Source organism: Xanthomonas hortorum (assembly GCF_011305375.1).
In the GTDB taxonomy this organism is placed as follows: Bacteria; Pseudomonadota; Gammaproteobacteria; order Xanthomonadales; family Xanthomonadaceae; genus Xanthomonas; species Xanthomonas hortorum_E.
On sequence record NZ_VCME01000022.1, the window covers coordinates 63,574 to 78,700 of the forward strand.

Annotated in this window: 12 protein-coding genes and 1 pseudogene; 3 read left to right on the forward strand and 10 right to left on the reverse strand. The window is 66.4% G+C overall.

What is annotated here, in order from left to right; all coding sequences use genetic code 11:
• Window positions 1-8: 8 nt before the first annotated feature.
• Entirely contained in the window at window positions 9-1,319 is a 1,311-nt protein-coding gene (locus tag FFY45_RS18330; protein ID WP_176341519.1) for a LysR family transcriptional regulator, read from the reverse strand.
• Window positions 1,320-1,420: 101 nt separating this feature from the next.
• On the opposite strand from FFY45_RS18330, the gene FFY45_RS18335 reads away from it, so the two are divergent.
• The 3 genes from FFY45_RS18335 to FFY45_RS18345 all read left to right on the forward strand — a co-directional run bounded on the left by FFY45_RS18335 (window position 1,421) and on the right by FFY45_RS18345 (window position 4,529).
• Window positions 1,421-2,092, forward strand: a complete 672-nt coding sequence (locus FFY45_RS18335; RefSeq protein ID WP_176341520.1) for a 4-carboxy-4-hydroxy-2-oxoadipate aldolase/oxaloacetate decarboxylase — start codon at window positions 1,421-1,423, stop codon at window positions 2,090-2,092.
• A complete protein-coding gene (locus FFY45_RS18340) occupies window positions 2,085-3,140 on the forward strand; it encodes a 4-oxalomesaconate tautomerase (protein ID WP_176341521.1) in 1,056 nt (351 codons plus the stop codon). The genes FFY45_RS18335 and FFY45_RS18340 overlap by 8 nt, the downstream gene beginning before the upstream one ends.
• 366 nt (window positions 3,141-3,506) lie before the next feature.
• Complete coding sequence (locus FFY45_RS18345; protein WP_176341522.1) at window positions 3,507-4,529, forward strand: amidohydrolase family protein; 1,023 nt, start codon at window positions 3,507-3,509, stop codon at window positions 4,527-4,529.
• Between the two features lie 280 nt (window positions 4,530-4,809).
• Here FFY45_RS18345 and rpmG read toward each other — a convergent pair whose 3' ends face one another.
• From rpmG to FFY45_RS18385, 9 genes and pseudogenes are all read right to left on the reverse strand, one after another.
• Window positions 4,810-4,977 (reverse strand): 50S ribosomal protein L33, encoded by a 168-nt coding sequence (gene rpmG / locus FFY45_RS18350; RefSeq protein ID WP_002809462.1) that lies wholly within the window; start codon window positions 4,975-4,977, stop codon window positions 4,810-4,812.
• A 13-nt stretch (window positions 4,978-4,990) separates the two neighbouring features.
• The gene (gene rpmB, locus FFY45_RS18355; protein WP_002809459.1) at window positions 4,991-5,227 is read right to left on the reverse strand and encodes a 50S ribosomal protein L28; all 237 of its coding nucleotides are present in this window, start codon (window positions 5,225-5,227) and stop codon (window positions 4,991-4,993) included.
• A 276-nt stretch (window positions 5,228-5,503) separates the two neighbouring features.
• Window positions 5,504-6,136 carry a cation diffusion facilitator family transporter gene (locus tag FFY45_RS18360; RefSeq protein WP_176341523.1) on the reverse strand — a complete coding sequence of 211 codons (633 nt, stop codon included), beginning with the start codon at window positions 6,134-6,136 and terminating at the stop codon, window positions 5,504-5,506.
• Window positions 6,133-9,348 (reverse strand): efflux RND transporter permease subunit, encoded by a 3,216-nt coding sequence (locus FFY45_RS18365; protein WP_176341524.1) that lies wholly within the window; start codon window positions 9,346-9,348, stop codon window positions 6,133-6,135. The genes FFY45_RS18360 and FFY45_RS18365 overlap by 4 nt, the downstream gene beginning before the upstream one ends.
• 176 nt (window positions 9,349-9,524) lie before the next feature.
• Complete coding sequence (locus FFY45_RS18370) at window positions 9,525-10,787, reverse strand: efflux RND transporter periplasmic adaptor subunit (protein ID WP_176341525.1); 1,263 nt, start codon at window positions 10,785-10,787, stop codon at window positions 9,525-9,527.
• Between the two features lie 254 nt (window positions 10,788-11,041).
• On the reverse strand, window positions 11,042-12,313 hold the full coding sequence (locus tag FFY45_RS18375) for a TolC family protein (protein ID WP_176341526.1): 1,272 nt from the start codon (window positions 12,311-12,313) through the stop codon (window positions 11,042-11,044).
• A gap of 55 nt (window positions 12,314-12,368) precedes the next feature.
• Entirely contained in the window at window positions 12,369-12,752 is a 384-nt protein-coding gene (locus FFY45_RS18380) for a hypothetical protein (RefSeq protein WP_023905633.1), read from the reverse strand.
• A gap of 80 nt (window positions 12,753-12,832) precedes the next feature.
• A pseudogene (locus tag FFY45_RS22340) lies at window positions 12,833-13,029 on the reverse strand (hypothetical protein); the annotation flags it as partial.
• Window positions 13,030-13,169: 140 nt separating this feature from the next.
• Window positions 13,170-14,987 (reverse strand): DUF885 family protein, encoded by a 1,818-nt coding sequence (locus tag FFY45_RS18385; RefSeq protein ID WP_176341527.1) that lies wholly within the window; start codon window positions 14,985-14,987, stop codon window positions 13,170-13,172.
• Between the last annotated feature and the right edge of the window lie 140 nt (window positions 14,988-15,127).

Below are 15,127 nucleotides of genomic sequence, written 5' to 3' on the forward strand. Positions count from 1 at the left end.
ATCCGTTCTCAAGAAGGCTCCGATTCTGACGGCCCGGTGCGTGAACGCAACGGGGCGGGCGTGTCCATCGGCGCGCAATAACGAAACGGCCCGCCGTGCGCATCGGCCGGCTGCACGCGCTCGGCGCAGACCTGCCGCAGCGTCTGCACGAACGCCGACTGCGCGCGGGTGGGATGCCAGTCGCTGCGCAGCGTCATGCCGATCTGGCGACGCAACTGCGGCCCGGTGGCACCGATCTCGCACAGCAACCCGGCGCGGCGCTCGAACAGAAACTGGTCGCGCGACATCAGCGTGAGCCAATCGTCTTCCAGCAGCAGCCCACGGATGGTCAGCTCCGCGCCGCATTCGATGCGCAGCGCAGGCGGTTCGATGCCCTGATCGCGAAACATCTGCTCCCAGCGCGCGCGCACCGGCGTGCCGGTGGTGGCGATCACCCAGGGGTACTCCAGCAATTGCGCGAACGCATAGGCCTGCCCGGCCAGCGGATGCCCGCTGCGCGCCACGATCACCGGCTCGTCGTCGAACAACGGCTCCTGCAGCACATCGCGCACTGGCAAGGGCTCGCGCAGCGCACCGATCAGCAGATCCAGCTCGCCATCGCGCAGATGCGCCAGCAATTCGGCATACGGCCCTTCGACCACGTTGACGCTGGCACCGGGATGCGCGCGCACAAAGCGCGCCAGCACCTGCGGCAGCAGGATCGCCCGTGCCAACGGCATCACCCCCAGCGTGAGCCGGCCGGCGTGCTGCGAGCGCAGCGCAGCCACTTCGTCCAGCCCGGCGCGCAGCTCGGCCAGCGCCAGCCGCACCTGCCGCAACAGCCGCACTGCCACCGGCGTGGGCTGCATGGTCTTGCCGCGACGCACCGTCAGCGGCACCTCGATCACCTCGGCCAGCGCCTGCACCGCGCGGTAGATCGCCGGCTGCGAGACCCCGGCGCGCGCCGCCGCCAGCGAATAACTGCCTGCCACATCCACCGCGATCAACGCCTGCAACTGCCCCAACGAGACCCGACGCTCCAGGCCCGGGCGTGCCGGCAGCCGCAGCGCACGCCGCGCCACCCGGATGCCACGGCCCAGTTGCTCCAACGCACGCTCGATGCGCGGCACCAGCAGCTGCGTGGCCTCGGTGGCGACCATGCCGCCCGGATGCCGATCGAACAGGCGCACCCCGAGCTGCTGTTCCAGCCGCGCGATTGCCTGCGTCAAAGCCGGCTGCGACAGATTCACCTGCGGCGCGGCCGCGCTGACGCTGCCCAGCTGGTGCACCACGACCAGGGCGTACAGATGGCGAAGGTTCGGTTCCAGAATCGTCGGCATGCTCTAACTATAAGCAAAACCAATATGCATACCTCAAATGAATCTTGAGCCATCAGGCGATCGGCGCACAGACTCGCCACACCCCTAACGAGGATGGATGGATGAGCCAGGTCGTCACCCGGATCGAGCGCACCCCACTGGCCATCGTGGATGGGCTCGCGCAAGCCGGCGTGGCCACCGTGCACGAGGCGCAGGGGCGCAGCGGCCTGCTGCATCACCGCCTGCGGCCGATCTATGCCGGCTGCCGTATTGCCGGCACTGCGGTCACGGTGTCGATTCCGCCCGGCGACAACTGGATGATGCATGTGGCCATCGAGCAACTGCAGCCCGGCGACGTGCTGGTGGTGGCGCCGACCAGCGACTGCTGCGACGGCTACTTCGGCGACCTGCTGGCCACCTCGGCGCAGGCGCGCGGCTGCCGCGGGCTGATCATCGATGCGGGCGTGCGCGACGTGCGCGATCTCACTGCCATGCAGTTCCCCGCATGGAGCCGTTCCATCTGCGCGCAGGGCACCATCAAGGAGACACTGGGCTCGGTCAACGTGCCAGTGGTCTGCGCCGGTGCGCTGGTGCAGCCGGGCGATGTGGTGGTGGCCGACGACGACGGTGTCTGCGTGGTGCCGCGCGCCACTGCCGCGCAGGTACTGGCTGAAGCGCAGGCACGCGAAGCGCGCGAGCTGATCAAACGCGACCGTCTTGCCAGCGGCGAACTGGGCCTGGATATCTACGCCATGCGCGAACGCCTGGCGGCCAAAGGCCTGCGCTATGTCTGAGCACGTACGCGCGATGTGGATGCGCGGCGGCACCTCCAAGGGCGGTTTTTTTCTGGCCGACGATTTGCCCGGCGATCGCGCCACACGCGATGCGTTTCTGCTGCGCGCCTACGGTTCGCCGGATCTGCGCCAGATCGACGGCATGGGCGGCGCCGACCCGCTCACCTCCAAGGTGGCGGTGGTGTCGCGCTCCACGCGTGCCGATGCCGACGTGGACTATCTGTTCCTGCAAGTGTCGGTGGAACAGGCGCAGGTCAGCGATGCGCAGAACTGCGGCAACATGCTCGCTGGCGTCGCCCCCTTCGCCTTGGAACGCGGCTTATTGCCCGCACACGATGGCGAAACCGACGTACGCATCTTCATGCGCAATACAGACACGCTGGCCACCGCCACCGTGCAGACGCCCGGTGGCAAGGTGCGTTACGACGGCGATGCCCGCATCGACGGCGTGCCCGGCACCGCTGCGCCGATTGCGCTGGCGTTTGCCGAGATCGCCGGCTCTTCGTGTGGTGCGTTGCTGCCGACCGGCCATGCGGTGCAGACGCTCGACGACGTAGAGGTCACCCTGATCGACAACGGCATGCCCTGCGTGGTGCTGCGCGCCAGCGATCTTGGCATCAGCGGCTACGAAGACCGCGCCACGCTCGATGCAGACCAGACACTGAAAGCCCGTCTGGAATCGATTCGCCTGCAGGCCGGCCCGTTGATGCGGTTGGGCGATGTCACCGCTGCCACCGTGCCGAAAATGATGCTGGTCGCCGCACCGCGCAACGGCGGCGCGATCAGCGTGCGCTCATTCATTCCGCACCGCTGCCATGCCTCAATCGGCGTGCTGGGCGCGGTCACCGTCGCCACTGCCTGCCTGCTGCCCGGCGCTCCCGCGCATGCGCTGGCGCAATTGCCTGGCGGCACTACACAGCAGCTGGATGTCGAACATCCGAGCGGCGCGAGCAGCTGTGTCATCACCCTCGACGCGCACGGTGAGGTGGTACGTACCGCCGTGCTGCGCACCGCACGCAAACTGTTCGATGGTGAGTTGTTTGCTTGAGCGCGGCTGCCAGCATGCGATGCGGCAGCCGGCATCGCGCTGGCTTGAACCGTGGGCGTTGATGCGTGGTGTGCCGCGTCCTGCAGCCTGCGTGCCTGCTACGACCGCTCGGGCGTCGCGCGTTCTCTGCACACTCCAGCAACGCGAGTCGCTTTTCGGGCTAACGGCAGGATATCAGCGCGGCATTCCGCCTCGCTCGGGTGCGATGCATTGCTTCGCCGACAACTGCAGACCAATGGCAGTGCATACGCTTAGCTGCATCGCTCACAGATCCATGCATCCGAATCCAGACGTCCGTCCACATGCGCACTGCACATCTATCGGTCGGATGCGTAGCGCGTTCTGCGCACCTCAACGAGCATTCTCATGATCATCGACTGCCACGGCCACTACACCACCGCGCCCGCTGCACATGACGCCTTCCGCAAGGCGCAGATCGCACACTACGACGACCCGCAGTTGCCGGCACCGATCTATCCGCAGATCTCCGACGACGCATTGCGCGAAAGCATCGAGCAGCATCAACTGCGGCTGCTGCGCGAGCGCGGCGCGGACATGACGATTTTTTCGCCACGCGCCAGCACCATGGCACACCACATCGGCAACGAGGCGGTGAGCCAGATCTGGACGCGGCATTGCAACGACCTGATCGCGCGCGTAGTGCAGCTGTATCCGCACACCTTTATCGGCGTGTGCCAGTTGCCGCAGTCGCCGGGCGTCTCCATCGCGCACTCGATCGCCGAGCTGGAGCGTTGCGTCAGCGAGCTCGGCTTCGTCGGCTGCAATCTCAATCCCGACCCGTCCGGCGGCCACTGGAGCGGCGTGCCGCTGACCAACCGCGCCTGGTATCCGTTCTTCGAAAAAATGGTCGAGCTCGACGTGCCGGCCATGGTGCATGTGTCCGGCAGTTGCAACGCCAACTTCCACGCTACCGGCGCGCATTATCTCAACGCCGACACGACGGCCTTCATGCAGTTTCTCGAAGGCGATCTTTTCAGCGACTTTCCCGACTTGCGCTTCATCATCCCGCACGGTGGTGGCGCGGTGCCGTACCACTGGGGCCGCTTCCGTGGCCTGGCTGACATGCTCGGCAAGCCGCCGCTGTCCACGCACGTGATGCGCAATGTGTTCTTCGATACCTGCGTGTATCACCAGCCTGGCATCGACCTGTTGTTCGAGGTGATCGACATCGACAACATCCTGTTCGGCTCGGAGATGGTCGGCGCGGTGCGCGGCATCGACCCGCAGACCGGCCAGTATTTCGACGACACCAAACGCTACATCGATGCATTGGCGATCTCCGATGCAGACAAGCGCAAGGTATTCGAAGGCAATGCCAGGCGGGTGTATCCGCGCCTGGATGCGCAGTTGCGTGCGCGTGGGATGTAGCGGTGCTCCCTTCTCCCATCGGGAGAAGGTGGCGCGCAGCGCCGGATGAGGGTACGGGCGAAGCCTCTGGTACTCAAACTACTGCGAGTGGCTTCGCCCCGTACCCTCACCCCTACCCCTCTCCCGCAGGGAGAGGGGATGCAGTCCGCTGAGTTGTATTGGCCCAGGAAGTGTGCGGATTAAAACCTTGGTTGCGATAAAACCCGCAACACACCCCACAAACGCAAACACCCGCCTTTCGGCGGGTGTTTGCTTGGATGCAGATCGTGTAATCGGTGGATTACTTGATCTTGCCTTCCTTGTACATCACGTGCTTACGCACGACCGGGTCGTATTTCATCATTTCCATCTTCCCCGGAGTGTTTTTCTTGTTCTTATCCGTGGTGTAGAAGTGGCCGGTAGCGGCCGAGGAAATCATACGAATCTTGTCACGCTTGCCTTTTGCCATGACTGCTTACTCCTCAGACCTTTTCGCCGCGCGCACGCAGCTCTTTCAGAACGGCATCAATCCCGTTCTTGTCGATGGTGCGCAATGCATGCGCGGAGACACGAAGCTTCACCCAGCGGTTCTCGCTGGCGACCCAGAAGCGGCGCTCGTGCAAGTTGGGCAGGAAGCGACGACGGGTTCTGTTGTTTGCGTGGGAGACGTTGTTACCCGTCTGCACACGCTTGCCGGACACTTGGCATACGCGGGACATTACGCACCTCGATAAATGAATTGCCACCCATAGCCTGGGGAGCGGCGGCCCCGACAGCGCTAGGCTGCCACGCAACGTTGGGAATCAAGAACTTACGCTGGGAACGAGCCGGCAACCCCATCGCGCTGGGTGCCGCCATCCGGAGCGATCCGGGCACAGCGAGCCGCGCATTATGCACGGCATTTCCTTGTGCCGCAAGCACTTACAGCACTCGCCCGCTAACCCACCGCTGTCGGCACCTGGCCCGACGGCGGTGGTCGATCAACCTCCCACTCCCTACGTCAGCGCAGCGACCCGATGCAGTTCTGCCCATGCGCCGCGCGCCACCTGCCAGGCCGAGCGCAGGAACAGCAGCAGCAATGCCACCGCGATCACCAGGTCGGGCCAGCCGCTGCCGAACGCCCACACCGCCGCACTGGCAGCCAGCACCGCAAGGCCTTCGTAGACATCATTGCGCGAGCAGGCCCAGGCCGAGGCCAGGTTGATGTCGCTGTTACGGTACGGCCACAGCAGGCGCAAACACACCAGATTGGCGGCAAAGTTCAGCGCGGCCACCAGCCCCATGCTCTGAAACAGCGGCAGCTGCGGGTGGGCCAGCTTCCAGCCGATCTCGGCGGCCACCGCCAGCGCCGCCAGCAGGATCAATCCGGCCTTGAGCAAGGCGACCCGCGCCTTGGCCGCCATGCTGGCGCCCACCACCGCCAGGCTCAATGCATAGGTCAGCGCATCGCCCAGGTTATCCAGGCTGCCGGACAGCAGCGAAGCGGCGCCACTATGCAGCGCGCCGGCCAGCATCAGCGCAAAGCTGCCGGCATTGATCGCCAACACCCACCACAGCACGCGCCGCTGACGGGCCTGCATTGCGGCCACATCCAGGGTCTTGCCGCACCCGCAACAGGACTCGCTCATGGCGTGCCTGCCTGCGGCGTTGCCGCGAAGACCGGTCCGGTTCGCCCCGAGCGCTCACGGTGCAGCCAGCGATACAGCACCGGCAATACCAGCAAGGTGAGCAAGGTGGACGAGACGATGCCGCCGATCACCACCGTGGCCAGCGGGCGCTGCACTTCGGCACCGGCGCCGACGTTGAAGGCCATCGGCACGAAGCCCAATGCGGCCACCAACGCGGTCATCAGCACCGGGCGCAGACGGCTCAGTGCGCCTTCGCGCAGCGCCTGCTCCAGCGACATGCCCTCGGCCCGCAGGCTGCGTACGAAGGCGATCATCACCAGGCCATTGAGCACCGCCACCCCCGACAGCGCGATAAAACCGACGCCTGCGGAGATCGACAACGCCAGATCGCGCAGTGCCAACGCCACCACGCCGCCGGTCAATGCCAGCGGCACGCCGCTGAACACCACCAGCGCATCGCGCAGCGAACCGAACGACCAGTACAGCAGCGCGAAGATCAGCAACAAGGTGCCCGGCACCACCCAGGCCAGGCGCTGGCCGGCAGAGATCAATTGCTCGAAGGTACCGCCGTAGCCGATCCAGTAGCCGGTCGGCAGTACCACCTCGGCCTGCACGCGTTGCTGCACCTCGGCGACGAATCCGCCCAAGTCGCGGTCGCGCACATTGGCGGTGATCACGATGCGGCGCTTGCCGTCTTCGCGATTGATCTGGTTGGGCCCCAGCACGGTTTCGATCTTCGCGACCTCACGCAGCGGCACGGTGGTCGGTTCGCCGCTACGCCAACCGGCCGCGCGACTGGACTCGTCCGCATCGGCGCGCTCGCCATCGCCACGCAGCGGGATCGGCAGATCGGCCAATGCGGTGGGATCCTGACGCAAGCCTTCCGGCAGCCGCACCACGATGTCGAAACGGCGGTCGCCTTCGAACAATTGCCCGGCCGCCTGCCCACCCACCGCGGCCGACACCGTGTCCTGCACCACGCCGGGATTGAGGCCATAACCGGCCAGCGCGGCGCGATCGGGCACCACCGCCAGCATCGGCAAGCCGGTGGCCTGCTCCAGGCTCACGTCGGCCGCGCCCGGCACCGTGCTGGCGACCTCCTGCACGCGTTGGCCCAGCTTGACCAGCGTGTCCAGGTCATCGCCGTACACCTTGATCGCCACGTCCGCACGCACGCCGGAAATCAGCTCGTTCATGCGCATCTGGATCGGCTGGGTGAACTCGTAGTTGTTGCCCGGCAGCTGCTTCACCGCCTCCTCGATCTCGGCCACCAGTTGCGCCTTGGGCTTGCGCGGATCCGGCCACTGATCGCGCGGATGCATGATCAGGAACGTATCGGCCACCGATGGCGGCATCGGGTCGGTCGCCACTTCGGCGGTGCCGAGCTTGCCGAACACACGCGCCACTTCCGGAAACTGCTTGATGCGTTTTTCCAGCGTGGATTGCATGGTGATGGCCTGTTCCAGGCTGGTGCCGGGAATGCGCAAGGCATGCAGCGCGATATCGCCTTCGTCCAGGTTCGGAATGAACTCGCTGCCCAGGCGCGTGGCCAACACCGCGCACAGCGCCACCGCCACCACCGCACCGATACCGACCAAACGGCCATGCCGCAGCGCGCGATCCAGCATGGGCGCATAGACGCGACGCGCCCAGCGCATCGCACGGTTTTCGTGCTCGGCCACCTTGCCACCGAGCAACAACGCAATCGCCGCCGGTACGAAGGTCAGCGACAACAGCATCGCACCGCTGAGCGCCAGCACCACGGTGATCGCCATCGGATGGAACATCTTGCCTTCGATACCGGTGAGCGCAAACACCGGCAGATACACCGCGGTGATGATGCCCAGGCCGAACAGACTGGGGCGGATCACCTCTGCGGTGGCTTCGGCAGTGAGTTCGAAACGCTCCTCGCGCTCAAGCACACGTCCTAAGCGCAACTGCGCTTCGCCGAAACGGCGCAAACAATTCTCCACGATGATCACTGCGCCATCGACGATCAAGCCGAAATCCAGCGCGCCCAGGCTCATCAGATTGCCGGACACGCCACCGCGCACCATGCCGGTGAGCGTGAACAACATCGCCAACGGAATCACCGCCGCGGTGATCAAGGCCGCACGCACATTGCCCAGCAGCAGGAACAACACCACGATCACCAGCAAGGCGCCTTCGATCAGGTTCTTGGCGACGGTGACAATGGTGCGGTCCACCAACGCGGTGCGGTCGTAGACCGGTACTGCCTGCACGCCGGCCGGCAAGCTGGCGTTGGCCAGTTCCAGGCGCTGCGCGGCCGCTTGCGCCACGGTGCGGCTATTGGCGCCGACCAGCATGAACACCGTGCCGAGCACCACTTCGGTGCCGTCCTGCGTGGCTGCACCGGTGCGCAACTCGCGCCCCTCGCCGACCTGCGCCACATCGCGCACCCGGATCGGCACACCCTCGCGTCGATCCAGCACGATTGCGCCAATCTGCGCGATATCGTCCACCTGTCCCGGCACCCGCACCAGAAACTGCTGGCCGTTGCGTTCGATATAGCCGGCGCCGATATTGCGATTGTTGGCTTCCACTGCCTGCGCTACATCGTCCAGCGTAAATCCCAACGCCACCAGGCGCGCCGGATCCGGCGTGATATGGATCTGCCGCGCATAGCCGCCGATGGTGTTGACCTCGGTGACGCCGGGCACATTGCGCAACTGCGGGCGCACCACCCAATCCTGCAGGGTGCGCAGATCGGTGGCCGTCCACGCGCTGCCATCGGGCTTGCGCGCATTCGGCTTGGCTTCCACCGTGTACATGAAGATCTCGCCCAGCCCGGTCGCGATCGGCCCCAGCTGCGGCTCCAGATCGGCAGGCAATTGCGACTTGACCTGCTGCAACCGCTCGGCCACCTGCTGCCGCGCAAAATACAGATCCGTGCCATCGGCGAACACGGCTGTCACCTGCGACAACCCATAACGCGACAACGAGCGCGTGGATTCCAGGCCCGGCAACCCCGCCAATACCGTCTCCAGCGGAAACGTCACCCGCTGCTCCGATTCCAACGGCGAATACCCAGGCGCGGCCGTATTGACCTGCACCTGCACATTGGTGATATCCGGCGTCGCATCGATCGGCAAGCGCGAAAAACTCCACGCCCCGATCGCAATCAACACCCCCGTCAGCGCCAGCATCAACCACCGCTGCGCAATCGCGAACCGAATGATGTTAGTGAGCATGACGCGCACCTCCGCGCACACTCGGCGCAACTGCGTGCGCAGCCACACCGATCAGTGCGTGCGTGCCTGCGTTGCGACCGCGTCGATGACTGAAAAAACGTGTCACTGAAGCATGGAAGAGCTGTTCGCACGCACGTGCGTGCGGTCGAGGAAGAAGCAAACCGGAAACACAGCGATCAATGATCATGCGACGCCCCCGACTTCTCGATATCCGCCTTCACCAGATAACTCTGCTCCACCACCACCGCATCACCCGCCGCCAACCCCGACACCACCTCCACCTGCTGCGCATCGCGCGCGCCCAGCGTCACCGGCCGCACCTCGTACACATCGCCCACCCGCACGAACACCACCTCCCAATCACGAAACTGCTGCAACGCGCCCACCGGCACCACCATCGCCGCCGGCTGCTGCGCCACCGTCACCCGCGCCTTGACCGCCGAGCCTGGCCGCCACAGGCCATCGCTGTTGCGCAACACCGCGCGCGCCACCGTGCTCTGACTCGCCGTGGCCGTACCCGGCAACACGCGCTCCAATGTGGTCTGTGCCACCACGCCATCGCTGATACGCGTCACCGTCACCGGCACGCCCGCGGTGATGTGCCCCGCATCGGCACCGAAGATGTGCAGATCCACCGACAAGCTGGACAGGTCGGCAATCTCGAACAGCGCCTGACCTTCGCCCGCGTTGCTGCCCAGGCTGGCGTTGCGGGCCAACACGGTACCGCTGATCGGCGCGCTGACCGAGTACGTAGTCAAGCTCAGATTGCTCTCCACCGTGGCCAATACCTGACCGGCGCGCACCTGGTCGCCGACATTGACGCGCAAGCTGCGTACCGGCCCGGGAAAGCGCGCGGTGGCCTGCGCCTGCGCACCTTCTGCCGGCGTGAGCAGACCTTGCACTTCGTGCTGGTCGGCAATGCTGCCAGGGCCAACTGGCGCAACACGAATGCCGGCGTCCTGCGCGATCTTCGCCGCGATGGTGGTGCGGCCTTCGTAGCTGGGATAGGCCCAGCGATGCGACTTGCCCTGCACGGTGGCACGCACCTCCACATCGAACGAATGCGGCTCGCCAACCGTGCTGTCGGCCAACAGGCTGCCATCGTCGCGTGCGCGCAATCGATGCACTTCGTTGACACCACCGAGCCGGGTCAAACGCACCTCCACGCTGCCGGCGCTGGGCGGCAATGGTTTGCCGTCGCGATATAGCCAGGCTTGATACGTGGGTGGCGTGCCGTCTTCGGCAATGGCCAGCTCCACGCTGTCGCCGTCCTGTTCGAGCAGGCGCCCGCCGTGTGCGCCTTTTTCGGCTTCTTCGCCGTGTGCGTCGGCTTCACCCTCGGCACCGGGTGTTGCATGCTCGTGTGCTTCTTCGCTGCTGCGGCCGCAGCCACTCAGCAGCAGCGCCAGCAACAGCGGCGCGATCAGAAAACGTGTCATCGAATTACATCCTGGTGGGCGCCGGCGCAGTGCGTCGGGCGAACGAACGAAGAAGGTATGCGCTGGATCCGCGGTAGGCGCGGTAGGCGCGGTAGGCGCGGTAGGCGCGGTAGGCGCGAGCGTCGCCTGGCGACTGCTGGATGCGGACGCGGTTGCGGTTGCGGTTGCGAACGCCGATTCAGATACCGATACCGGCGCAGCAGATCCAGGCGGACGCATGCAGGCCGCGCGAAAACGCGCCGCAGAAGTAGCGCTCATCGCCCCACCTGCGCAGCGCTTTCAAGCACAAACGGTTGCCCGGTGAGGCGCTGAATCTCGATCAACGCGGTCTGCGCTTCCAGTGCCGCAGCCAGTTGCTGCTGGCGTGCATCGCTGCGCTGCGCCTGCAGCTGCGCCCAGTCCAGATAGCTGGTCGCACCGGCGCGATACGCGCGCTCGGCAGCGGCATCGGCGCGCGCAAGTGCGGGCAACACATCGCTGCGCATCCGCGTCACTTCCAGCTGCGCAGCGCGATAGCGGCCATGCGCATCGGCCAGCGTGGTGTACAGCACCAAGGCCTGCGATTGCCGCTCAATGTCCAGCAGCGACAGCTCCGCCTCGGCGGCGCGGATCTCCGGTTGCGCGCGCGCGGCGCTGCCCAGGGCCAGCGAGACGCTGCCGAGCAGCGCAGTGGCGTCGTTTCCCTCGAGCCGGCGCACGCCCACCTGCCAATCCAGATCCGGGCGCGCCTGGCTGCGTGCCATGCGCACCCGCGCCTCGCGCACGCGCTGCTCGCCGTTCAAGCGCGCCAGCTCGGGCGTGGCATCGAGCAGCTGCGCCAACACCTCGAACTCGGGAATGGCCGGCAACTGCAGCGGGTCGCCGGTGACATCGCCGAAGTCCGGCGTGCGCTGCCCCCACAACACCGCCAGCTGGCGACGTGCCGCCAGCAGTTCCTGCTGCGCGCGGTCGCGCTCCAGTTCCGCGCGCGCCTGCAAGGCCTGCGCGGTCAGCACGACCGATTCGGGCGAGGCGCCGGCCTGCAGCCGCTGGCGCGCGGCACTGACGGTGCGCTGGCGCTGGGCCAGGGTTTCCAGTGCGACCGTATGCCGTTGCGCGGCCATGCCGATGGCCAGATAGCGCCGCGCCACTTCGGCCAGCACATCCAGGCGCGCCAGCGCACGTTGCGGGGCCAGTGCGTCGATACGTGCCTGGGCCAGGGTGCGGCGTGCGTCGAGCTTGCCGCCGCGTTCCAGTACCCCGGCCAGGGTGACGGTAAGTTCGGCCTGGTCCAGCGCGCGGGTCGGGCCGGTGCCGAACACGTTTTCCAGTTCGGCGCCGATACGCAATGGCGGGCGCAATGCGTCGCGCTCGGCGTCGGCGGTGAGGACCGCGCGCTGACCATCGGCCAGGCGCAGATCGGGGTGCTGCCGGGCGACGCGCGCAATGGCGTCGTCCAGGGTCAGCACGGGTTTGGGCGGTACGTCCTGCGCCATGGCGCACGGCACGACCGCGAAGACGGCAAGTGCCGTCAGTCGCAACCACATGAGGGTGTCTCCGGAATCGGGATCGATGGACAGGCCGGCAGCTGCCGGCGATGCATCAGGCCGCGATCGGAGGACGCAATCCGGTCTCGCTCAGTTGCGAGCGGTAGTGCGCGAAGACGGCCACAGGCTGGGCCTGCGTATGCGTGGACAGCGGCAGCCAGGCCAGCGCCGGCAACACCGCCGGATTCTGGCCGTGGCAGTAGCCGCTGTGCATCAGGGCGTGCATCAGGCCGGCACCATCGCGCTCGCCGGCATCGCCTTCGTCGGCACCGTCATGGCCGTGCGGTGCAGTGTCTTCCAGATGCATCTGGTCGTGTGCCAGCGCATGCACATCGCCCAGCGCGCAGGCCACCGGTGCGACCAACACGCCCATGACCAACACTGCCAACGCCATCAGGCGCAGCAACGGGTGCAACAGGCGGGCGCGGCGAAGCAACATGGGCGCAGCGTATCGGGGCCGGGGCAGTTACACAATCGCATGCACGGCTTAATAGGAAGCTCAGGCCAAAAGCTTAGTGAGTCGAGGGCGCGGTGCCCTCGCCGCTTGCGGGACACGCCGTGAATCCATCCCTGGAGGCTCGGTGGCGGCATCCATGCCGCCACACGGTCCCGCAATCGGCGAGGACACCGCACCAGAAAGTCTGCTGGTTGCTTTGTTGAAAGCCATGAACACCGACCATCGCGACTGGTCCTTGCTCGCCCACCGTCGCGGGACCTTACGCGGCATGGATGCCGCGTAAGAGCCTACATGGACGTACTTGCAGCGTGTCCCGCGATGGTGGGCGGGCAAGGGCCCTGCAGCAAAACCACAGACCAGCCGCTCTACAGTGGTCCTGTCAGCCACTCCCCCAGGGCATCACAGCGCCGCGTTGCGGGTCGACTTGGCGTCAGCCGGGCGCGCCTTGCTGTCGGCGATAAACGCACGCACCTGCTGCTCCAACACCGGCAAGGTCACCGAGCCCTGCTTCAGCACCGCGTCGTGGAAGGCCTTGATGTCGAAACGCTCGCCTAACTCCTTTTCGGCCTCGGCACGCAGCTTGACGATGCTGATCTCGCCCAGCTTGTAGCTAAGCGCCTGGCCCGGCCAGGAGATGTAGCGGTCCACCTCGGTGGTGACCTCGTGCTCGCTCAGCGCGGTGCGGTCGCGTAGGTAGGCCAGCGCCTGCTCGCGGCTCCAGCCGTCGTGGTGCACGCCGGTGTCGATCACCAGCCGGCAGGCACGCCACATTTCATAGGTCAGCCGGCCGAACTCTTCGTACGGGGTCTCGTAGATGCCCATCTCCTGGCCGAGCTTTTCGGTGTACAGCGCCCAGCCTTCGCCATAGGCGGAGATGTAGTTTTCGCGGCGGAACGCCGGTTGGTCGCCCTGCTCCAGCGCCAGCGAGCCCTGCAGCGAATGCCCGGGCGAAGACTCGTGCAAGGTCAGCGCCGGCAGGTTGTACAACGGCCGCGATGGCAGGTTGTAGGTGTTGACCCAGTACGTGGTGGCGCCACCGCGCCCGGCGGTCCAGAACGGCGCGATATCGTCCGGCACCGGCTTGATGGTGAAGCGCCCGCGCGGCAGCGTGCCGATGAACTTGCCGACCTGCCCGTCCACCCGCTTGGAGATCCACGCGGCGCGATCGAGCAACTCCTGCGGGGTCTTGGCGTAGAACTGCGGATCGGTACGCAGGAAGGCCAGGAACTGCGCGAAGCTGCCCTTGAAGCCGACCTGCTTGATGATCGCGTCCATCTGCGCCTGGATGCGTGCCACCTCGTCCAGGCCAATCTTGTGGATCTGCTCCGGGGTCAGCTCCAGCGTGGTGTATTCGCGGATCTGCTGGCGGTAGAACGCCTTGCCGTCGGGCAGCGCTTCGGCCGCCAGCGTGGTGCGCGCCTTGGGCATGTAGTCGTTGCGGAAGAAGCTCAGCAGCTTGGCGTAGGCCGGCAGCACCGCGGTGCTCAGCGCGGTCTTGGCCTGTTCGCGCAGTTGCGCCTGTTCGGCGGCCGGGATCTGCGCCGGCAGCTGCTTGAACGGTGCGTAGAACGTCGACTCGGTGGGGTCCTTGACCTCGGCGACGGTGGCGATGGAGACATCGCGGCCATCCAGCACCGCGCGCGGCACGCTGAAACCGCGTGCCAGGCCGGCGCGCATGTTGGCGGTCTGTTGGTCGAAGTAGCGCGGCACATCGTTGAGGCGCGCGATATAGGCGCGGTACTCGGCCGCAGTTTTCATCGGCCGCTGCGCCATGAAGCCCAGGTTGGACCAGAACGAGCTGTCCGAATTGAACGGCATCTCGTACAGGCGAAGGCGCACCTCGGCGGCGAGGTTTTCCACCTGCGGGCGGTAGATGGCGTAGTTGACCTGGTTGGTGGGCGACAGTTGTTTCGGGTCGACGCCGTCGAGCTGCTTGAGCACGCCGTCCCACACCGCCAGGCGCGCCTGCTGCGCCGCCGGGCCGACATCGGGCAAATGCGTGTTGTCGCCGGTGGTGTCGCTGTCTTCGTCGGCCTGGCCGGTCTCGGCCTGCCGCCATGCCCACTCTTTTTCGTAGATGGCGCGGAAGCGCGCGTCGGCGGGTGCTTCGGCGGTCAGCGTGGCCACCGGTGCCGGTACGGCGGCCTGCGCCGAGGTGGCGGCGAAGCTTGCGCCCAGCAGGGCGAGCGAGAGTGCGGCGGCGAGAGGAGATGTCACGTGCGGGCGGCCTGCGTCTGGATCGAACGCGCAATGATGGCAGCGCAGGCGCTCGTTGCCATGGGCCGGAAGTCCCAGCGTGGGGATTGGGGATTAGGTGAGGGCTGTGGCCGATCGCGCGCACCGCCACGTCGAGCCCC

Bases quoted from the DNA above. Each gene is read 5' to 3' on its own strand.
- FFY45_RS18330 (WP_176341519.1), bottom strand. From the start codon at position 1,319: ATGCCGACGATTCTGGAACCGAACCTTCGCCATCTGTACGCCCTGGTC.
- FFY45_RS18335 (WP_176341520.1), top strand. From the start codon at position 1,421: ATGAGCCAGGTCGTCACCCGGATCGAGCGCACCCCACTGGCCATCGTG.
- FFY45_RS18340 (WP_176341521.1), top strand. From the start codon at position 2,085: ATGTCTGAGCACGTACGCGCGATGTGGATGCGCGGCGGCACCTCCAAG.
- FFY45_RS18345 (WP_176341522.1), top strand. From the start codon at position 3,507: ATGATCATCGACTGCCACGGCCACTACACCACCGCGCCCGCTGCACAT.
- rpmG (WP_002809462.1), bottom strand. From the start codon at position 4,977: ATGGCAAAAGGCAAGCGTGACAAGATTCGTATGATTTCCTCGGCCGCT.
- rpmB (WP_002809459.1), bottom strand. From the start codon at position 5,227: ATGTCCCGCGTATGCCAAGTGTCCGGCAAGCGTGTGCAGACGGGTAAC.
- FFY45_RS18360 (WP_176341523.1), bottom strand. From the start codon at position 6,136: ATGAGCGAGTCCTGTTGCGGGTGCGGCAAGACCCTGGATGTGGCCGCA.
- FFY45_RS18365 (WP_176341524.1), bottom strand. From the start codon at position 9,348: ATGCTCACTAACATCATTCGGTTCGCGATTGCGCAGCGGTGGTTGATG.
- FFY45_RS18370 (WP_176341525.1), bottom strand. From the start codon at position 10,787: ATGACACGTTTTCTGATCGCGCCGCTGTTGCTGGCGCTGCTGCTGAGT.
- FFY45_RS18375 (WP_176341526.1), bottom strand. From the start codon at position 12,313: ATGTGGTTGCGACTGACGGCACTTGCCGTCTTCGCGGTCGTGCCGTGC.
- FFY45_RS18380 (WP_023905633.1), bottom strand. From the start codon at position 12,752: ATGTTGCTTCGCCGCGCCCGCCTGTTGCACCCGTTGCTGCGCCTGATG.